We start from the raw sequence: 19,233 nt of genomic DNA on the forward strand, positions 1-19,233 counted from the left end.
AAAATATGCTAGTTAACTTGAAAACGTACATGAAAGGAAAAATTATCACGAGTCAACCAACACTACACTCAAGCTTTGACTCAAGCTTTGACGATAAATTTTTCAATCCAACTGGCAAGATCTAATTCTGTTAAATCTCCAGTAGCCAAAGCCAGCATTGTATTTACTGCTTCTGTTGGCTCTACTTTTAATAAGAAACCATTAATCGCCAAAAACATACCAATAGCCAAAAAAGCGACACGTTTATTACCATCATTAAAAGGATGATTTCTGGCAAGACCATAAGCATATGCCGCAGCTAACCTAGAAGTGTTTGTCACCTCCTCATAAGCAAAAAGATTTTGCGGACGAGCTAAAGCAGACAAAAACAAACCCTCATCTCTCATGCCTGAAAGCCCACCGAATTCGGCAAGACTTTCTCCATGTAGCAAACGCAAAGCATTCGCATCGATCCAAATAGGCCCACTCACTCAGCTAAAGCTTTGAAAACTTCTCGATTCTGCTTGATGAAGGCACGACCCTGTTTTATCTGATTCTCTACGAATGGATTATATGGACTTACTATGTATCCTTCAGGTGTCTCAACTGCATACAAAGAATCCCCTTTCTCTAATTTCATACTTTTAAGCATTTCTACTGGAATTACTACCCCTGTTGAGGAGCCTATCGTTGTTAACTTAAGCGTATACATAAATTTATTGAATTATAACAATCATTATAATAACATAGTCTCATCTTATAAGAATCTCAATAATAGCGTATCAATTGCATATCAATTTACTCTTGTCTAAAATAAAAATCTCTCAAAACACTGTAAGTTTTGAGATACATAGCACTACCGTTTTATTTTACTTCTTATTAGTGAAATAATCGGAGGTAAAGTTAAATGTACGTATTTCTTCCGTGTCTATGATAAACTGTATTAGCAAAGACTTATAAATAGTTCAGTTATGAGTGAAACACCAATAGCCAAGGATAGCCGTATCGATCTAAGAGTTACAGGAGAACAAAAAGCACTGCTAGAACAGGCCGCTTCAATTAAAGGAGTTTCATTAAGTGCCTATACTCTTCTTCATTTGTTACCTCTTGCCCAACAAGATATTAAAAATCAAGAGAAATTGACGCTTTCTAATCGCGATCGCGACTTATTTCTTTCTGCTTTGGAAAACCCACCAAAACTAAAAGGAAAGTTGAAGTCAGCTATAGCTAATTACAAAGAGAAGTATGGAGACTAGTCGCTGGGACTTCGTACCAATCCAAAAAAAGCATAAGCGATCTGAATTTGACTGTGGCAACGATGAACTGAATCAATATTTGAGTAGGTATGCGCGACAAAACGATGCTAAGGGAATTAACAAAGCTTTTGTTGCTACTCAACCAGATAAGCCTCTTATAATTGATGGCTACTATACTATAAGCTCTAGCGTCATAGATTTCTTATCATTACCTGGAGATGTAGCCCACGCTCAAAAGTTGCCAGCCTATCCAGTCCCAGCAGCATTAATAGGCAGACTAGCTGTAGATGTTTCCTGTCAGGGAGAGGGATTGGGAACTGAGTTATTGGTCGATGCTTTGCTTCGGATAGTTAGAGCCTCATCAGAAATCGGGATTTATGCTGTCAGGGTAGATGCGATCGATGAGAACGCAAAGCGATTCTATCTCAAGCATGAATTCATCCCTTTTGAAAATAGTCCCCTATCCCTGTTTCTACCATTGAAAACTATTAAACGAGAATTTAAGTTGTGAAAATAGAAATTGTTCCCGTGGCAGAATCGATTTCATCTCCAATCGTAGTCGAGCAAGCGGAGCGAGGCGGTCTTGGGGGTTTCCCCGCAGCGCGTAGCGTAGATCTAGATCGTCGTCTTACGACGGGCGCAAGCCGAGATCAATGTAAAATAGTGCAAGATAGACCTCTATCCCATGCTATACATAGCTTTCAGAATTAGTTATGCAAAAAGGTCATATCTTGACCTTTCAAACATTGCCTAAAACACATCCTTCTCGGCAAAGTCTTAACCTCAGAAGCAGGATTTATCAATGGTTTTAGCTTTGAAGAATCAACCTACTCAACGTTCTTTTTCGGCAATGTTTTTTGAAGTAGACAAATATAACAAATTATCTGTTGCCAATATTGAAGCCTGAAAAGCCCATTATTTCGTTGTTAAAGATCGCCAAAATCAAAAAAATATCTTAATTGCTGAAACCACTGCTGTATATAGCTTTATCACCCATCTTGCACTATTTTACATTGATCTCGGCTCTTCCCCACGACGACTAGCGGGCATTCGCCCGCGCAGCCATCGCTTCAAGAAGCGGTTGAAGTTGTCCAGCCAGAAGTAGTTACTCTAGAAGATATATTTGCCAAGTTTCTTCAACTGGAAGTAGGAGATGGTGCAGCGTCCTCTGATACCATACGTTCGTATCTATCCGTAACCAAACAGTATTTGGAATGGTGCCGAGATAATTTACTCTCACCTGTGGAGGCAGAACCAGAGGATATCAAGCTCTACCGTCAACATCTGGTAGAGTCGGGATATGCTAACTCGACAATTGCCACTAAGCTTAATATCGTCAGAATTTTCTATAAAGCAGCACAGGCTTATGGATTAATTACCAGTAATCCCGCAGCCAAAGTTAAAGCACCTAAAGATAGGAAAGACCCTGCTGCCAGAATTACCTTTATGGAGGCAGAGGAATTAAAGTTTTTACTTGACTATATTCAATCTCAACTGAACGAAGCCAAAACTAATAAACAAAAATTGGTATTGCTGCGCGATCGCGTCTTGGTTGGCATTATGAGTTTAGAAGGATGCAGGACGGTAGAGATGCACCAGCTTAAAGTGTCAGATATTGTTAGGCAAGGCATTAAAACTGGACTACAGGTATCAGCGAAAAGAGCCAGTAGAATCGTGCCATTAACCGATAACCTAGCCCTTTGGCTGGATGAATATCTTCAAATGAGAAGGAAAGTTTTGAGACGAAAGATAAAACCTGAAGATTTTGTCTTCGTCTCTCTAAGCAATAACAGCAAGAACCAGCAGCTATCGAGACGCAGCATTAGAGCGATAATCGATCGCTATTTAGTTGAATGTAATTTGAAGCATACAGATGGACGGACTCTCTCGGCTCATAGCCTCAGACATACTGCTGGTACGTTGGCGTTGAGAACTGGTTCGGACTTGAGACAGGTGCAGGATTTGCTGGGTCATGCCGATCCCAGGACTACTTCCATCTATGCTCACGTCGGCGATCGCTGGGAACATAATCCAGGCGCAGCGGTAGAAGAAAAGCTCGATCTGTCTTAATTTACTTTTTTCGTCTAATTTTAGTCAAACACTGATAATGGTAATTATCTTTGATAAAAGTTACTAGGTAATCTGTACCACTTGATTTTTCTCTGAAATTGCTTAGAATTAGAAATCAATCAAACAATCGCTATTCTTGCATGTGGCGTTGACGAATCAAAGTCTGATTTCTTAATTTTAAGATGTTTAGTGAAATTAAAAAAGCTTAAAGGCACGAACAGAAACATTTTGTAAGTCATACATAAAATCACCAAAGCCAAATAATTTCAGGTAAAAAGTGTCGGCATTTGAAGAGGAACTGTCGCCTGGGGTTGCCCCAGGCGTTCATAAGCCCCGTGGTTTCCCCCATAAGTGACTGCTTTAAGATGCGTCCGCACCCTGTAAGTCCTGTAGGTTGTTTTGAATTTATCAAACAGTCACAACACACAGTAATTAAAAATTACTACATTTTTGCTTCAAGTTTTTGCAACACTACCCTTTATTTAGAGGTAAGTCGCTTTGCTTTTAAATACCAGTAATTAGCTCGGTCGATCGCCGAATTCCTAGACTAATACCAATTTTCAAAAGTAGCTAGAGAGATAAGGCATCAGTAAAACATTTCCAGTTAGCTAAAGAAACAACCACTTCTAGGTCTAAAGACTTCAAGATGTTAGCCACTTTTTCCTTAACATCATCTAGATTAATAAACCAGAGCGATCGCAAACGATATTTAATATATTGCCACACTCTTTCAATTGGATTTACCTCTGGAGAATAGGGAGGCTGAAATAATAAAATAACATTATCTGGTACGTTTAATTTTTTGGCTGTATGAATCGGTGCATTGTCCAATTGAATAATATGTATCTTCTCTTGATTTTCTTGTTGAAACTTTTCTAGAAATATTTCCATGCAATCTGAATTAAAATGAGAAAACTCGTAGAAAAAACTTCTGCCGCTAATTGGCTCAATTAGTCCATAAACATAATAATAGTCGTAATGCCATTGAAGAGTTTGCTGCGGTTTTACTCCCTTCAAAGTAATTTTCTTACCCGATTCAGTTCTAAAACCGATTCTCGTTTCGTCTTGACACCAATAGGCTATTTCTCGTCGCTCAAGCCATGTATCTCTAATATCTCTAACTATCCCTTCAATTCTTTTAGGTAAAAACTGTTTAAATGCTTCGACGACTCCAAAAGCTTGTTTCTCATGAGTCGGACGTGGTAGTTTTAACTTGCTCTGCAATTCGTATCTGACGATTCTATGTATTGTAGAATAACTTATTTCTAGATCTTGACAAGCTAAAAGCCACAATTGTATCTCTTGATAACTAATAAATCCTTCGGGTTCAGATAGCTCTTGTTGAATTTTAGCTACAGTTTCGATATTTAGTTTTTTAGGTCTTCCTGTTTTTGGCGGTTCTTCTAAAAGTGAATCTAATCCTCCCTGCTTGTATAATTGTAGCCAGCGATGAATAGTTGATTCTCCTCGACCTATTATTACTGCTAAATAGTTGATATTTTCTACTAATTTAATCTTTAAAAGATAGAGACTTTGTACTTTGGCATACCCTAAACTAGTTTTTTGCTGCTTCATCAGTAATTTTAGTTCTTCTACTGATTCTATTATTTCTATCTTAGGTACTCCAGACATAGAGAAACATTTTGTATTTTAGTTATTTTACCAAGTCTCTCATTACTTTTGGAAATTGGTATAATTACTGGTTAGTGTTACATCCGCATACCTTCAATAATGCTGACGTTGGAGCGAGTAGGAATAATTTTATTCAAGCTAAAGCCAGCAGCTTCAAATAACGATTGATATTCTGCTGCGGTACGCTCACGGCCACCCAACGTTACTAGCATATGTAGATCGATTAACTTGCCTGAAAATGGCTCGTTACCAGGGGGAATGACCTGTTCTACAATTAATAGCCTGCCGTCTTCTGACATGGCACGATGACAGTTATGGAGAATAGCGATCGCCTCTTGGTCATCCCAATTATGCAGCACGTATTTTAAAAAGTAAGCATCTGCACCACTAGGCACGGACTCGAAGAAATTACCCCCAATTATCTCCGTGCGATCGCTTACCCCATCAGCCTCTAATACTGATTTAGCAGTGGCGATCGCACTAGGTTGATCGAATAGGATACCCTGAAGTTGGGGATTAGCTTTCAAGATTGCGGCAATTAGACTGCCGTTACCACCACCAACATCGACTAACTTGGTAATTCCCGAAAAATCATAGCCGTTAACAATTGCAGGTTTAATTGCTCCAGAAATATTTTTCATGGCGCGATCAAATACTTCACCCGATTCGGCATTCTGACCATAGTAGTCAAAAACAGGCATTCCATATTCTTGCTCAAATCCGTTCTCACCAGTTTCCAGGCTATGAAGTAAGTTCCCCCAAGCTTGATAATATTCCCCTCCTCCCAGCAAAATCGAGTCCCTCATTGAGCCAGGAATATCGCTACGGAGTCCTTGAGCGATGGGAGTTAAACTAAAGTCTCCAGATTCTGATTCGGCGAAAACTCCCACACTAGCTAGGGCGCGCATCAATCGATATAGGGCGCGGGCATCAGTGTTGGTAAGATTGGCTAAGCGATCGCAATTTTGCGCACCATCTTTGAGTAAATCGGCAATCCCTAATTTAGCAGCAGCGTAAAGCTACTGCGTAATCCAGTAACCGCTGGACATTTGCAGTAATGCCATTCTTGCTTTGATATCTACGTTAGGCTGTCCATTTTTTTGCTGTAGCTGCATAGAAAACCTTCCAATAGGGTTGTTTTTTAATATTTATCACTTATGAATAGGGGTATGGGTGCGAATAGAGTAGAAGATAGCAAGATCTTTTGTCTTAATTGTGTTTAATAATTTTGCTAAGCAGATATTACGCCACTTATTTCTGAAAGTTACACGCTACAGCTAGAGGAAGTTGAAAAATGAAGGTACTGCCTTGACCCAGTTCGCTGCGGACACTTAACTCAAAGGAATGCGCTCGCGCTATGGATTGTGCGAGCGCCAACCCCAACCCCGAACCACCAGTGTTACGAGAGCGATCGCTCTGTATCCGATAGAAGCGATCGAAAATCTTTTTTTGATGTTCTGGGGCAATACCAATTCCCGTATCTTTAACTTTAATTAGAGCATCAGAGGCATCGCGCTCTAAAATAACCGTAACTCGACCATCGGAAGGGGTGTGTTGAATAGCATTGACGATCAAATTATAAACTAGGCGATATAACTGGTCGCAGTCACCACTTACGTTTAAAGATTTTTTCACCCTAAATTCATTCGTCAGCGTTATTTGATTAGCGATCGCCAATGGTTCTAATTCCTCTACTAAATCACTAACCAAATCGTTTAAACAAAAAAGTTGACGGCGTAAAGGAATTGCTTTTCTGTCCATCCGAGCTAACATTAGCAGATCTCCAACCAGTTGAATCAATCTTTTATTTTCTCGCTCGATCGTAGTTAAAATGTCTTTAGTTTCTTGTGGATCTAAATCGACTAACAGTGCTGATTCTACCGTTGCTTGCGTGGCGGCTAAAGGGGTTCTCAGTTCATGTGCAGCATCTGCTGTAAACTGTTCAATCTGTTGATAAGAGCGGTAAATTGGTTGCATTGCTAAACCAGCTAGCCACCAGCTAGCAATAGCTACGAGAATTAATGAAGTTGGTAATCCTAATAGCAGAACTAATTTTACTTGATCGAGATAATCTTCAAAATCTTTCAAGCTGCGTCCAACTTGAAAATATCCCCAATCTTCTCTTATTTGAGTATGTAGCGAGAGAGAAATTTGGTGATAAATATTATTGGTGCGATCGCTAAGAGTTTGCCAGGATTCTGTGTTTAACGATTGGGGCAAACCTTCTGGATAATCTCCAGCAATAGCGATTAAGCGTCCTGACGTATCGTACAAGCGAGCATAGTAATTACCTCGATCAACAGCAGAAAGAATATGACGTTGCGAGTTAAAACGATCGGTTATACAACTAGTTCCCACTATACAAAGATTGGGTAAAAGTTCTTTGATAATTGGTTCGATTTGTCCTGGCTGCTTCAATTTTAGCTCCAGACTATCGTGCAGAGTTCCCGCTACAGATTCTAATTCGTTGTCGAGGGCTACCCAATGAGCGTGAGAGATAGCTTTGTAAACTCCCATTCCCAGCAGACTCAAAATCAATCCCATTACTCCTGCATACCAGAGAGCTAGAGAAGTACGAGTATTATTAAACAGCTTATTTTGTCTCATCATTTGTCTAGGTTAAACCTGTATCCCAAACCGCGTAAAGTTTCAATTAAATTGGAGCAAGAGACTGCTTCTAACTTACGTCTAAGTAAGCGCACTTGAGCGGCTACAACATTGCTAAAAGATTCTGCATCCATTGACCACAGTTGATTACGAATCTGGTCGCTAGTGACAATTTGATTCGGACGTTTCATGAAATACTCTAGTAATTGAAACTCCTTATTGGTTAACAAAACCTTTTCTTTATCGCCTTTTGGTGTCAAATGATAAACAGTCTGGCTGCCATAATCTAGGCTCAATTTTCCTAATTCTAAGTGTTGAGGCTGAATTTGGGGCGATCGCCTCTGTAATGCTCGCAAACGTGCCAATAATTCTGCCATACCAAAAGGTTTGATTAGATAATCGTCTGCACCCGCATCTAATCCAGTCACCTTATCCTCCATGCGATCTCTAGCGGTGAGCATTAAGACTGGTAAGGGATTATTTTTAGCACGCAACTTTTTAAGCAGTTCGATTCCCGACAAACCTGGCACCAACCAATCGAAAATCGCTAAGGTGTATTGCGTCCAATTACTTTCTAGGTAACTCCAAGCGTCATTACCATTTTTTACCCAATCGACTATGTATTTATGATGTTTTAAAGTGCGTTCGATGGCAGCACCTAAGTTTGGTTCGTCTTCAACTAGTAAAATTCTCATCTTATTACGGTAAATTCGGCTATAAATCGTTAATTGCTCTTTTTAGCGAGGTCAAAGAGCGATTGTAGTTCAAAATTGCTTTTACTCTATTGCCAGCAGCGTTGGTCAATTCATTTTGTGCTGTGTTTACTTCTAATTGAGTAGTTGCACCTCGACGATAGCCAAAGCTAATTAACTCCAGTGCTTCTTGTGCTTGTTCTAGAGCAGCAGTTGCCGTTTCAATATTCTTAGCATTCGCCATCAGATTTTTGTAAGCTTGTTCGATTTCCCAACGAATTTGGCTACGGGTATCGGCAAAGAGAGTTTCGGCAATCCTAACGTTAGCATCTTCCTGTTTTGCTGCTGCTGATGCCGTTCCACCATCAAAGAAATTCCAGGCGACTCTAGCCCCTGCTGCATAGCCATCTGCATCTTTATTACTTAGTTCGCTTAATGCTTGATAATTGGCAAATAAACTCACAGTTGGTCTGACCTCAGCTAAAGCTATTTGTCGTTGTTGAGAGCTAATATTGCGCTGTATTGACTGCTGTTTTAATTCTGCTCGATTTTGAAAAGCTAGAATAATACTTTCTTCTAAAGAGCGATTCCATTGACCTGCTGTTTGTACTGGCTCGGCAGCAGCAACATCAATTGTTTCAGGCAAACCTAAAATTCTGGTTAGCTTATCGGTGGCTAAATCTCGATCGGTTTGAGCTTGAGTTAAGTCTTGTTCGGCATTTTTCAACTGCACTGAAGCCCTAATCGTATCTAGTTTACTTCCCGTTCCTCCTTCTTCTAACAATTGGGCATCACGCAGACCGATTCGAGCGTTTTCCACAGCAGCTTGGTTGATTTTTACTTGTTCGTCGGCTTCCTGCAAATCGTAATAGGCGTTGGCAACGTCTAGTCTAGTTTGTTGGCGAATTCTTGTTAATTCTAACTGCTCGAATTTTACTTGTTCCTGAGCAGCATTAATTTGTGCCGATCGCTTGCCCAAAGTAAACAGGTTGTAATTAGCTTCTACTGTACCGCTCAAAAAAGTAGGGGAAGCAGATTCTGGCTCGAAAATTATGTCTCCAGGTCTTTCTTGGTCGCCAACCTGTCTGAGTTCTCCGTTTACTCCGAAAGTTGGCAGTAAAGCTGCTTGAGCTTGTTGTAGAGCCGAACGCGATCGCTCCAAGGTTAAGGCAGCAATCTGTAAATCTCGATTATTTTGTGCTGCTAGTTCTAGTGCTTGTTTGAGACTAAGCGATCGCACTTGTTGAATTTTTACCTGATTAGGGGAAGTCGGAAGTTGTAGAGAATTATTTTTCTGCTGCTGTTCTTGAGAGTCAGCTTCCGAAGGAGATTTGCTTTGAGCAAAAACTGATTCTAATTGACTAAAACTAATTCCTACACCAACACCTATAATAATTAACTTTCGAGACAAAGACATAAACTTTCGAGCGACTATTGAAATGAAATTTTTTTAAGTTAAGGAAAGTAATTAAGTGCTTAAATTCCCCTCTAATTAGACAGATTGACATAATTAGATGAAATCGAGATGAAATTTCCACAAAATTAGACCCTAACTACAAGTTAGAGTCTGAAAACAATAATCGATAAGGATAATTTACTTTACTTTTTTCATAAGTAAATTTTAATTTGATGAGTAAGTACGAACTTCAGCCGTTCCGAGTGGAATTTCTGCTGTCAACCCTACTGGTTTGCTATAAACTCTATACAGCAAACTTTGATCGAAACCTGTAGTTCTAACACCACGTAAATTAACTTTTAGAACCGTATCAGGAGCAACTGCTTGAGTAAAAGCGATAGTTGCTTTTCCGCTATTAATAGAAGCTTGAGCATCAATTTTTTGACCAGTTACATCTGTTACTTCAATATCTTTAGAAAGACTTACTTTTTCTGGTAAATAGATCGAAAGCTCCGAAATAGGGGTTTTTTGAACATGAACTTTAAAGTTATGAGTAGCGTTTTGAATACGAGCATTACTGGGAATTGCTGCACTATCAAAAAGATGGTTAGCATCAGGATAATCTGACTTTCCGCTTGCCCAAGCTGTAGCTGGTAAAGATATGGCAATTAAGGTAAATGCAACAGTAGAAATTAGCTTTTTCATGATTTATTCCTTGAAATAATTAACTTTATTGGTTCTTATTTATTAGTTTGACAAAGCTAAATGAAATCGAAGTGAAATTTCAGTTTTTTGTATGTTTTTTAGCGTTGAAAATTACGAATTTGGGTAACGCCAAGATCTAATTCTGTTTCGGTATCGGCAAGCTTTGTTTTGATTCGATAGCTCCAAGAGTTGCGATGAAGTCTTGAAAGAATTACTTTATTCATGTCAATTTCAATCTCGTTTGTTGACTTAAGTGGTTCAGTAAAATTAATAATTACTGCATCATCACCAACATTAGAGTTAGTTGCTATCTCTTTCCCAGATCGATCATGTACTGTAATATCGTTTTTGACAGTAACTCCTGGAGATAAAATAACTTTTACTTGAGAAACAGCAGAACTAGTTTCAGGAATTTGAATTCTAAAGGTATGTCTCACATTTGACCATCTTGTTTGAGGAGATTGAGTAGAGCCTACAAGATAAGGAACGGTTGATTTTTCTCTAGTTGAATAGGCAAAAGTAGCAGAGCTTAAAACTGTAAAAGCAACAGTTGTAGCTATAGTAAAAATAAGTTGTTTTTTCATCTTGAGTCTTAAGAAGTAAAGATTTTTTACTTTAGATTCACGTTTATTTCATGAATCTTTAGATCTACTAAATTGACTGATGAAAATGAAATCAAGATGAAATTTAGATTTTTTACCTAAAGATTTAATTTTTCTCTTAAGACTTACTTATTTGAAAATAGGGTTTTTACTAAAAAGAAAACCCCGTTTTAATCTCATTATTAAAAACGGGTTCGTTACAAAGGTGTAAAAAATACCAACTTAGCTATTAATTAAACTATTAGTTTTAAATATATATTAGCTTTCATGGAAAGTTAATTCAAAAAGTATCAATTATAACTCTGGCATTGCCATTGAATTATCTTGAGCGCTGACATTTTCAGCTAAGAAAATATCATTGCTGAAAACTAAAACGACCGTTTACGTTTTCTCCACTAGCATCTGCGGTTATTTTAACTTGATATTGACCAATTGTCGTACCAGGAAATAAAACCGTGTAATGTTTTTCTTCAGCATCATAAGTGAGATTTAGACTTTGTTGTTTGCCATCAGGTGACTGAACTAGAGCCGTTACTTTCGCATTAGGAATAGCTTCGTGAGTATCACCTTTTTGTAAGTACAAGTCTAAGTGAGTTCCATTTGACTCTTTCTCAGGTACAAATTCTAAATGATAAGGACCTGATTCGACTACTTGTCCTCCAAGAGATTCACCACTATCATCTTTATTACTATTGGCAATAATTGAAGTATCAACTTGGGATAAAGAATTTGTAGAAGAGTTATTTAAATCTTTACCTTGAGCGACGTTACTATAGACTAATGAAATTCCGAAAATACTTAAACTAATTAAAATTAATCTAGATAATTTCAAGTTACTTCCTCCTTATTTAGAAAATTGAATTTACAACAGATTCTACTTAGAATGACATTCCAAAATGAAATGAAGATGAAATTTTAGCAGAAGTTTTATCATTTGCGCGAAGATATGCAATTGCGTTAGCGAAGCTTCTACGTTATTAATGAAACCAGAATTTTTAGATTTTAATTACCTCCGAAATTACCTTACCATCCTCAACGACCGACGTATTCGGCTTGGGTATCAAGAACTTGCCAAACTTAGCGTACAAGGCGGGTAAGACTAACAAAGTTAATGCAGTAGAAGTAACCAACCCTCCCAGTACCACGACAGCTAGAGGTCGCAAAATTTCTTTTCCCGCACCCGTGCCGATAACCAACGGAATCATTCCCAAAGCAGAAGTCAACGCTGTCATCAAAATAGCTACTAAACGTTCCATAGAACCCTCAAAAATGACCTGCCGTAAAGGCATTCCCCCTGCTAGTTTATTGTTATAGTTATCCACCAGCAGCAATCCGTTGCGTGTTGCCACTCCGAATAAAGTAATAAATCCCACTAGCGAGGCTACAGATATTATTCCTCCTCCTATGGCAATAGAAAATATCCCTCCTACTAATGCCAGAGGCAGGTTAATCATAATCATCAGCATAGCTCCCAAAGATTTTACAGCGAAATACATTAAAACTGCGATTACGATAAGTGCTAGTCCCCCATAGATTAATAAATTCTGACTTGCTCGTTGTTCCGATTCAAATTGACCGCCGTATTGAATAAAATAGCCTGTAGGCAACTGCACCGACTGACCTACACGCTCTTGAATTTCGTCTACGACTGAACCTAAGTCTCGACCCGATACATTGGCAGAAACAACGATTAAACGAGAAACATTTTCTCGATTAATTGTGTTAGGTCCCGTTCCATAATCAATGTTGGCAACTTGAGCGAGGGGAATTTTTTGACCTGTAGGTGTATCGATTAATAAATTACGGATTACGTCTAAGTTGTTGCGAGCTTCTTCACGCAACCAAACCACCAAGTCAAACAATTGCTGTTCTTGGAGAACTTGAGAGACGACTGTTCCATTGAGTGCTGTTTCCACCATCTCAGCTAGATTACCGACGCTTAATCCGTAGCGTGCAGCTGCTTCTCGGTTAAATTGAATTTGTACCTGTTTGATAGGTACTTGGGGTTCAAGTTGTAAATCTACCAGCCCCTCAATATCTTGTACAGTTTCTTCTACCTCAGAACCCAAACGACGTAATTCTTTCAAATCAGGACCAAAAACTTTAATTGCGATCGCACTTCTGACTCCAGACAATACTTCATCCATGCGGTGGGAAATAAATCCGCCAATGTTAGGAGCGACTCCAGGAATTCTCGCAAATTCCTCTCGTAACTTGTCAATACTCCCTTCTCTATCTTTCAATCCCTCTTCGCTCAATTCTACATCTAAATGACCCAGGTTGACTCCGCCTGCATCAGCATCCCCTGAGGCGCGTCCAGCCCTTAGCTGTACAGTTTTGAATCGCTTATCTTCTTTGAGGGCATCCTGCATTACTATTCCAGCCTGATTTGTCGCTTCCAAAGAACTTCCTGGATAAAGCAGCATCGTATTCACCAATGATGGTTCTTCAAATTCTGGTAAAAATACCCGTCCTAAACTTGGCAGAATTGCCAAAGAAGCGACTAAAGAAGCTCCTGCTACTACTAAAATAATGTTGGGGGAACGGGTAGCAAAATTAAGCAGAGGTCGATAAATTCGTTGCGATAAAGCACTAACCCAAGTATCATCCGATGGCAAAGGTCGCTTGGTTAGCAAAATCGCGCACAGTGCTGGAGATAGGGTCATTGCCACCAGGGTAGAAGCAAAAATTGATACTAAGTAAGCAACACCCATCGGCGCAAAAATGCGACCTTCTACTCCCGTCAGCGAAAAAATAGGTGCAAAGACAACCGCAATAATGACTGTGGAAAAAATAACGCTGACTCGTACTTCTACTGAGGTGTCGTAAACCACTTGAAAAGGATGCACGGGATTTTCTGCCAACTGATTCTTTCGCAAACCTCGATAAGCATTTTCCATATCGACAATCGAGTCATCTACTACCGAACCAATTGCCACTGCTAAACCACCTAAAGTCATAGTATTAATTCCCTGACCGAACCAGCTTAAAATCAGCATTCCAATCAAAACCGATAAAGGAATTGCGCTGAGGGTAATAATGGCAGTGCGCCAGTTCATCAAAAATAATAATAGGATAATCGAAACAATAATAATTCCGTCACGCAGAGAACCAGTAACGTTTTCGATTGCAAATTCAATAAAATTTTCCTGACGAAAAGTTTCCGTTACTGTTACATCTTTGGGTAGTCCAGCTTTGACCTCTTCTATCGCCATTTCAATCTCTCTGGTAACGGTAGGAGTATCGTATTGAGGTTGTTTATTAATCATCACAACAATAGCTGACTGACCATTTAAACTGCCATCCCCACGCTTCAAAGCAGCTCCAATTTTCACGTCTGCTATATCTTTAAGTAACACGGGTGTGCCATTACGAGCGGTTATCGCCGAATTTACCAATTGCTCGATTGACTCAATGCGTCCCATGCCACGAATAATAATTTCTTGGTCGGGATTAATCAAAAAACCGCCTGCTGCATTAACATTAGCTCCTCTAGCTGCTGTGGTTACTTCATCTAAGGTAATATTAAAAGCTTTTAACTTAGCTGGATCGACCAATACCTGATATTGGCGCACATCTCCCCCATAGGCAATGATTTGAGAAATCCCTGGTATAGCTAGCAATCGATTAGTTACATCGCGATCAATTAAGCGTCGCACCTCCATGAGTGGAGTCGTTTGAGCCGTGAAGGCGTACTGAACGACTGTACCAATCGGAGAAGAAATAGGGGAAATTTGCGGATTTTCAACGCCTTCTGGTAATTTTTGCACTATCTGTTGCAATCGCTCCGTTACCAACTGACGTGCTTGATAAATATTTGTCCCCCACTTGAAGATTACTTTGACCACGGAGATGCCCACCGCAGAAGAAGAACGCACTGTTTCTACGCCAGGCGTACCATTGACCGTACTTTCAATCGGCAGAGTAATTAGCGATTCAACCTCTTCAGGAGCGAGTCCTGGGGCTTCTGTTTGGATTTCTACCTGTGGAGGGGCAAAGTCAGGAAAGACATCTAAAGGCATTTTGGTGAGATTATACGAACTCCAGATTGTGACGACAATGGCTCCTATAACTACCAGCCAGCGTTGGATTATCGACCATTTGAGAATAGAGTTGAGCATGAAAAATTTAATTTACGACTGACTCTACTTAGAATGACATTCCAAGATGAAATGAAGATGAAATTCTAACTGAAGTTTGATTGTTGGCACGAAAATACTTAATCTTGTTTAAAATTCGCTCTTGTTTCTGCACAAAATTTTATAAGAAAATTTGTTCGCGAAAAAGTTTAACATCCGCTAGCTTTACAGTTATTAAGAGATTTAATTAATTTAATTTATCAAATTTAGATTTAAAAACGGCACGAAATTTCATTTTGATTTTATCGGCGATTGAAACAATAAGAATTTAGATATAGTCAAATACAATCCAGTCGATCTGATGTTTATGAGAATAATTAAAACTAGCAAGTTTTTATTTTTTGTAATTATTATAAATCTTTTCAGCATTGATGTATTAGCAGCACAAAACATTACTTTTGAATATAGAAATTTTGTATTAGAGAAGACTGCAATTTTAGCAAAAAATCATTCGTCTCAAACAAATACTAAATTTACCTTCGAAAATTATTTAATTAGACATCAAGGAATTAATATCTTAGACATCAGTATTCAATATAGTTCTTTTTTAGAAAAAACTAGTTTAATTTCTTATAAAAAAGTATATTTAAACAAGTACAATCTCTACTGCAAAATTATCCTAGTGAAACTGATTATTGGGAAATAGTCAACTACTATTTAACTCAAAAAATTATCCAACAAAATACTGAATTGTCTTCAGTAACTATTACTTTGGCAGTTTATCCCAATCAAGAATACTCTTATCATCGCTCAACCACTGTAACTCAAACTTACAGTAGTTGAGAAAAAGAATCTTGGCATTTTAATTTTCCTGCAAATTTTATACAAAAAAGTCAAGATTCGCTAATGCAAATTGATGTGTATTATACTTATAAAAATAATTTTTCTTCCATTAATTATCCCGACTTTATTCCGATTTACTAGCAAATTAAAAACTTTATCGAGACTAGCGTTATTACTAAGGAAGAATCTTGGACAAATATAGAGCAGTAGTTAAAAACAACCTTACTTCAGCAAAATCCAATGTTTTCCTCTTTATCTCTTGAATTAAAAAAAACAAATTAAATATTTAGAAAAATTAGTAAGCAGACAAACATAATTAAACTGAATCATGTTTAAATTAATTACAATTTTCTAACTTCTAATTCTCAAAATTAGCTTTATTCACTTTAGCTACTTAAACACATCAAGATTAAAGCAATAATCGATGATTAAAAATGGCTACAAATACCATAGTTTAGGCAAAATAAGCGAAAAAAACAAATGCTTGCTCTTTCATTAGTAACTTTATTAGTCGCAGCGATCGCTTTATACATTAGTTATAAAATCCAAGATGATGTATTTAGGGCTGCAACACGATTTACGTCGTTAACGTTTTCTGTGGTGACGTTATTTTGCGCTCCTTGGATCTTAAAATTATGTTTGGTGATTATTCCTTTAGTAATTGCTAGCATCGTTTCTTGGTCAACTGAAAATGTTTAAACTTTAATTAAATTCGTTAATAAAAGCTAGTAAATAAAACAATTAACAAATTAGGAGTATAGGCTGTTCATGTTCAAAAAAATACTGTTTTTCCTGGGATTTTTCTCCTTAGTTGCGTCGCTCGTTGTTCTTAGTTCGCGTTTTGGCTATACTCAACCTCAACAATCAAATCTTTCGCCTTATGCAACGCAACTCGATAGTCCAATTCGCGGATTAACTACTCTTGAAGTCAACGATCTACTTAACGGACGAGGTGCGGGTTACGCACGTATGGCAGAATTGAATGGTTATCCAGGCCCTCGTCATATCCTCGATCTAAATCGAGAACTAAAGCTATCTTCTAATCAGATTCTCCAAATCGAGACTGTGTTTAAGCAAATGCAAACGGATGCTAAAGGAGTTGGACAACAAATTGTTAATCTCGAAAAACAACTTAGTACTGCTTTTGCCAGTGATAAGATTAATGAAACCGAGATGCAAACAAATATAGAAGAGTTAGGCAAGCTGTATAGTCAGTTTCGTGCGATTCATTTGATGGCTCATCTTCAAATTAAGCCTCTGCTTAAGCCAGAACAAATTGATGACTACAATAAGCTTAGAGGTTACAGTAGTACTTCGGAACAGTCAAAACCAATTCATCAGCAACGTCATCACTAATTTTAGTTACAGAATAACTATTAAAAACAATGCTATTTTCGTAGCTCGATCAATATTAATAAAATCGCTTAGCACGCCTAAATGAAATTGAGATGAAATGCTTGTATGGCAAAGGAATGAAATCTAGATTAAGCCAGAAGAGAGAGGGATCGATACTGCTATTTGATTAGTGTAAACACAGACAACATGAAAACTGAATCATGTGTGTTTATTACTTTACTTTAATTAATAGGAGTTAAATCATGACAGCAACTCATCAATCCCAACTTGAAACTTGTATTCAAGCTTGTTTTGATTGCCTGCGCGCTTGTGAAAATTGTGCCACTGCCTGTTTAGACAGCGATATGGTACAAATGATGGCTCAATGTATCAAACTGTGTCGGGACTGTGCTGATACTTGCGACATCTGCGCTCGCTTTATGTCTCGTAATTCCGACCTTCACGCCCAATTGTGCGGAGTTTGTGCAGAAGCTTGCACGCGCTGTGCTGCTGAATGTGAGAAACACGACCACGAACACTGTAAACGTTGTGCTACATCTTGCCGTCGTTGTGCCGAGTCTTGCCGACAAATGGCAGCAGCAATGGCATAATCCTCGTTTTTATGTCTTTGAGCGAGTAAAAATAATTGAGTCGGAGCGTCATGCTAATTACTTTGATATTGGCTTTATTCATTCTGGCGTTCCGACTTTATCCTCTTTGATTAACAAGCTACTTATAAATTATAAATAGGAGAAAAAATGGCTAAAGTTGGTTTATTTTACGGTACTCAAACTAGTAACACTCAAACCGAAGCTGAGACAATCCAAAAAGAATTTGGTGGCGATAGTGTTGTAGATTTAATCGATATTTCTAGAGCAGAGGCAAGTGATTTTAACACATACGACTACATAATTATTGGTTGTCCAACTTGGAATGTTGGCGAACTGCAAGATGACTGGGATAACTATTACGAGGAGTTAGATAACATTGATTTAACTGGTAAAAAAGTGGCTTATTTTGGTGCAGGAGACCAGGTAGGCTATCCCGATACTTTTCAGGATGCAATAGGTATTTTAGAAGAGAAAATTTCAGAACTCGGTGGCGAAACTGTTGGTTATTGGTCTACAGAGGGTTATGAGTTTAGTGATTCTAAAGCCCTCCACGATGGCAAATTTATCGGTCTGGCTCTGGATGAAGACAATCAATCCGATTTAACCGAAAAACGAATCAAAGCCTGGGTTGCCCAACTAAAGCAAGAATTTAGTGGCTAGAATATTGAGCTTGTTTGGTTTTTGGTAATGCCGTCTATTTTTAACAACTTCGTTAATAAAAACTAGCAAATAAAACAATGAAAAAATTAGCAATTTATGCTCTTCTAATGTTGATAACAAACAGCGTACTCAACAGTGCCAAAGCAGAAGAACAAAAGCTAACGCAAACTCCACCTTCAGAAAACACAAGTCCCATGGATCGTAATATGGGAATGAATGCTGAAGTAGATAAAACATTTATTGAGATGATGATTCCCCATCATCGAGGAGCTATGGAAATGGCTCAGATGGCGTTAAACAAAGCCAAAAATCCTGAAATCAAAAAGTTGGCTGAATCAATCGTCAAAAACCAAAATCGCGAAATCGAACAGATGCAAGCATGGTATAGACAGTGGTATGGAACTTCAGTTCCCGATCGCAATATGGGGCAGGGAATGATGATGTCTATGCAGAAGCGAGATATGATGAATGCAGATATGATAAATGCACTAAGAAATGCATCAGATTTCGATCGAGAATTTTTGCGTCAGATGACACGTCACCATCAAGCAGCGACAATGATGGCTGGGATGGTTGTTAATAGTGCAAAACGACCTGAAATTCGTCAACTAGCTCAAAATATTATTAAGAGTCAAAGTGAAGAAATTGCTCAGATGCAAAGGCTGCTAAATGTAGCTAGCAATTAATAGTTTTTTCATCTCTTTATTGTCATTCTAAGCTTCAACCTTAATTTTTTGTGGACTGAAGCTTATATCATCATACAAAC

Annotated in this window: 20 protein-coding genes; 9 read left to right on the plus strand and 11 right to left on the minus strand. The window is 38.3% G+C overall.

Annotated elements, in window-relative coordinates:
- Positions 1 to 80: 80 nt before the first annotated feature.
- Both KME09_20650 and KME09_20655 read right to left on the minus strand, forming a co-directional pair.
- On the minus strand, positions 81 to 470 hold the full coding sequence (locus KME09_20650; protein MBW4536350.1) for a type II toxin-antitoxin system death-on-curing family toxin: 390 nt from the start codon (positions 468 to 470) through the stop codon (positions 81 to 83).
- Positions 467 to 691, minus strand: a complete 225-nt coding sequence (locus KME09_20655) for an AbrB/MazE/SpoVT family DNA-binding domain-containing protein (GenBank protein MBW4536351.1) — start codon at positions 689 to 691, stop codon at positions 467 to 469. Before KME09_20655 ends, KME09_20650 begins: the two co-directional genes overlap by 4 nt.
- Before the next feature lie 259 nt (positions 692 to 950).
- Between KME09_20655 and KME09_20660 the strand changes: the two genes are divergently transcribed.
- From KME09_20660 to KME09_20675, 4 genes are all read left to right on the plus strand, one after another.
- Complete coding sequence (locus KME09_20660; GenBank protein MBW4536352.1) at positions 951 to 1,235, plus strand: DUF1778 domain-containing protein; 285 nt, start codon at positions 951 to 953, stop codon at positions 1,233 to 1,235.
- On the plus strand, positions 1,225 to 1,746 hold the full coding sequence (locus KME09_20665; protein MBW4536353.1) for a GNAT family N-acetyltransferase: 522 nt from the start codon (positions 1,225 to 1,227) through the stop codon (positions 1,744 to 1,746). The genes KME09_20660 and KME09_20665 overlap by 11 nt, the downstream gene beginning before the upstream one ends.
- Positions 1,743 to 1,946: a hypothetical protein gene (locus KME09_20670; GenBank protein ID MBW4536354.1), complete on the plus strand. Its 204-nt coding sequence runs from the start codon at positions 1,743 to 1,745 to the stop codon at positions 1,944 to 1,946. The genes KME09_20665 and KME09_20670 overlap by 4 nt, the downstream gene beginning before the upstream one ends.
- A 408-nt stretch (positions 1,947 to 2,354) precedes the next feature.
- Positions 2,355 to 3,305, plus strand: a complete 951-nt coding sequence (locus KME09_20675) for a tyrosine-type recombinase/integrase (GenBank protein MBW4536355.1) — start codon at positions 2,355 to 2,357, stop codon at positions 3,303 to 3,305.
- 570 nt (positions 3,306 to 3,875) lie between these two features.
- Here the strand turns inward: KME09_20675 and KME09_20680 are convergent.
- The 9 genes from KME09_20680 to KME09_20720 all read right to left on the minus strand — a co-directional run bounded on the left by KME09_20680 (position 3,876) and on the right by KME09_20720 (position 15,060).
- Entirely contained in the window at positions 3,876 to 4,937 is a 1,062-nt protein-coding gene (locus tag KME09_20680) for an IS630 family transposase (GenBank protein MBW4536356.1), read from the minus strand.
- 77 nt (positions 4,938 to 5,014) lie between these two features.
- Positions 5,015 to 5,845, minus strand: coding sequence for a methyltransferase (locus KME09_20685; GenBank protein MBW4536357.1), 831 nt, complete (start codon positions 5,843 to 5,845; stop codon positions 5,015 to 5,017).
- 343 nt (positions 5,846 to 6,188) lie between these two features.
- Positions 6,189 to 7,544: a HAMP domain-containing histidine kinase gene (locus KME09_20690; protein ID MBW4536358.1), complete on the minus strand. Its 1,356-nt coding sequence runs from the start codon at positions 7,542 to 7,544 to the stop codon at positions 6,189 to 6,191.
- Positions 7,544 to 8,239, minus strand: a complete 696-nt coding sequence (locus KME09_20695) for a response regulator transcription factor (protein MBW4536359.1) — start codon at positions 8,237 to 8,239, stop codon at positions 7,544 to 7,546. Before KME09_20695 ends, KME09_20690 begins: the two co-directional genes overlap by 1 nt.
- 19 nt (positions 8,240 to 8,258) lie before the next feature.
- Positions 8,259 to 9,653, minus strand: coding sequence for a TolC family protein (locus KME09_20700; GenBank protein ID MBW4536360.1), 1,395 nt, complete (start codon positions 9,651 to 9,653; stop codon positions 8,259 to 8,261).
- Positions 9,654 to 9,857: 204 nt separating this feature from the next.
- Positions 9,858 to 10,337, minus strand: coding sequence for a hypothetical protein (locus KME09_20705; protein ID MBW4536361.1), 480 nt, complete (start codon positions 10,335 to 10,337; stop codon positions 9,858 to 9,860).
- A gap of 98 nt (positions 10,338 to 10,435) precedes the next feature.
- Positions 10,436 to 10,921, minus strand: coding sequence for a hypothetical protein (locus tag KME09_20710; protein ID MBW4536362.1), 486 nt, complete (start codon positions 10,919 to 10,921; stop codon positions 10,436 to 10,438).
- A gap of 373 nt (positions 10,922 to 11,294) precedes the next feature.
- Positions 11,295 to 11,771 (minus strand): hypothetical protein, encoded by a 477-nt coding sequence (locus KME09_20715; protein MBW4536363.1) that lies wholly within the window; start codon positions 11,769 to 11,771, stop codon positions 11,295 to 11,297.
- A 163-nt stretch (positions 11,772 to 11,934) separates the two neighbouring features.
- Entirely contained in the window at positions 11,935 to 15,060 is a 3,126-nt protein-coding gene (locus tag KME09_20720; GenBank protein ID MBW4536364.1) for an efflux RND transporter permease subunit, read from the minus strand.
- Positions 15,061 to 16,341: 1,281 nt separating this feature from the next.
- Between KME09_20720 and KME09_20725 the strand changes: the two genes are divergently transcribed.
- The 5 genes from KME09_20725 (at position 16,342) to KME09_20745 (ending at position 19,153) form a co-directional block, all read left to right on the plus strand.
- Positions 16,342 to 16,560: a hypothetical protein gene (locus tag KME09_20725; GenBank protein ID MBW4536365.1), complete on the plus strand. Its 219-nt coding sequence runs from the start codon at positions 16,342 to 16,344 to the stop codon at positions 16,558 to 16,560.
- A 69-nt stretch (positions 16,561 to 16,629) separates the two neighbouring features.
- Positions 16,630 to 17,217, plus strand: coding sequence for a hypothetical protein (locus tag KME09_20730; GenBank protein ID MBW4536366.1), 588 nt, complete (start codon positions 16,630 to 16,632; stop codon positions 17,215 to 17,217).
- A gap of 242 nt (positions 17,218 to 17,459) precedes the next feature.
- A complete protein-coding gene (locus KME09_20735) occupies positions 17,460 to 17,807 on the plus strand; it encodes a four-helix bundle copper-binding protein (GenBank protein MBW4536367.1) in 348 nt (115 codons plus the stop codon).
- A 147-nt stretch (positions 17,808 to 17,954) separates the two neighbouring features.
- Positions 17,955 to 18,467 (plus strand): flavodoxin FldA, encoded by a 513-nt coding sequence (gene fldA, locus KME09_20740; protein MBW4536368.1) that lies wholly within the window; start codon positions 17,955 to 17,957, stop codon positions 18,465 to 18,467.
- 107 nt (positions 18,468 to 18,574) lie between these two features.
- Positions 18,575 to 19,153, plus strand: coding sequence for a DUF305 domain-containing protein (locus KME09_20745; protein MBW4536369.1), 579 nt, complete (start codon positions 18,575 to 18,577; stop codon positions 19,151 to 19,153).
- Positions 19,154 to 19,233: the final 80 nt, after the last annotated feature.

This window comes from Pleurocapsa minor HA4230-MV1, assembly GCA_019359095.1.
GTDB lineage: Bacteria > Cyanobacteriota > Cyanobacteriia > Cyanobacteriales > Xenococcaceae > Waterburya > Waterburya minor.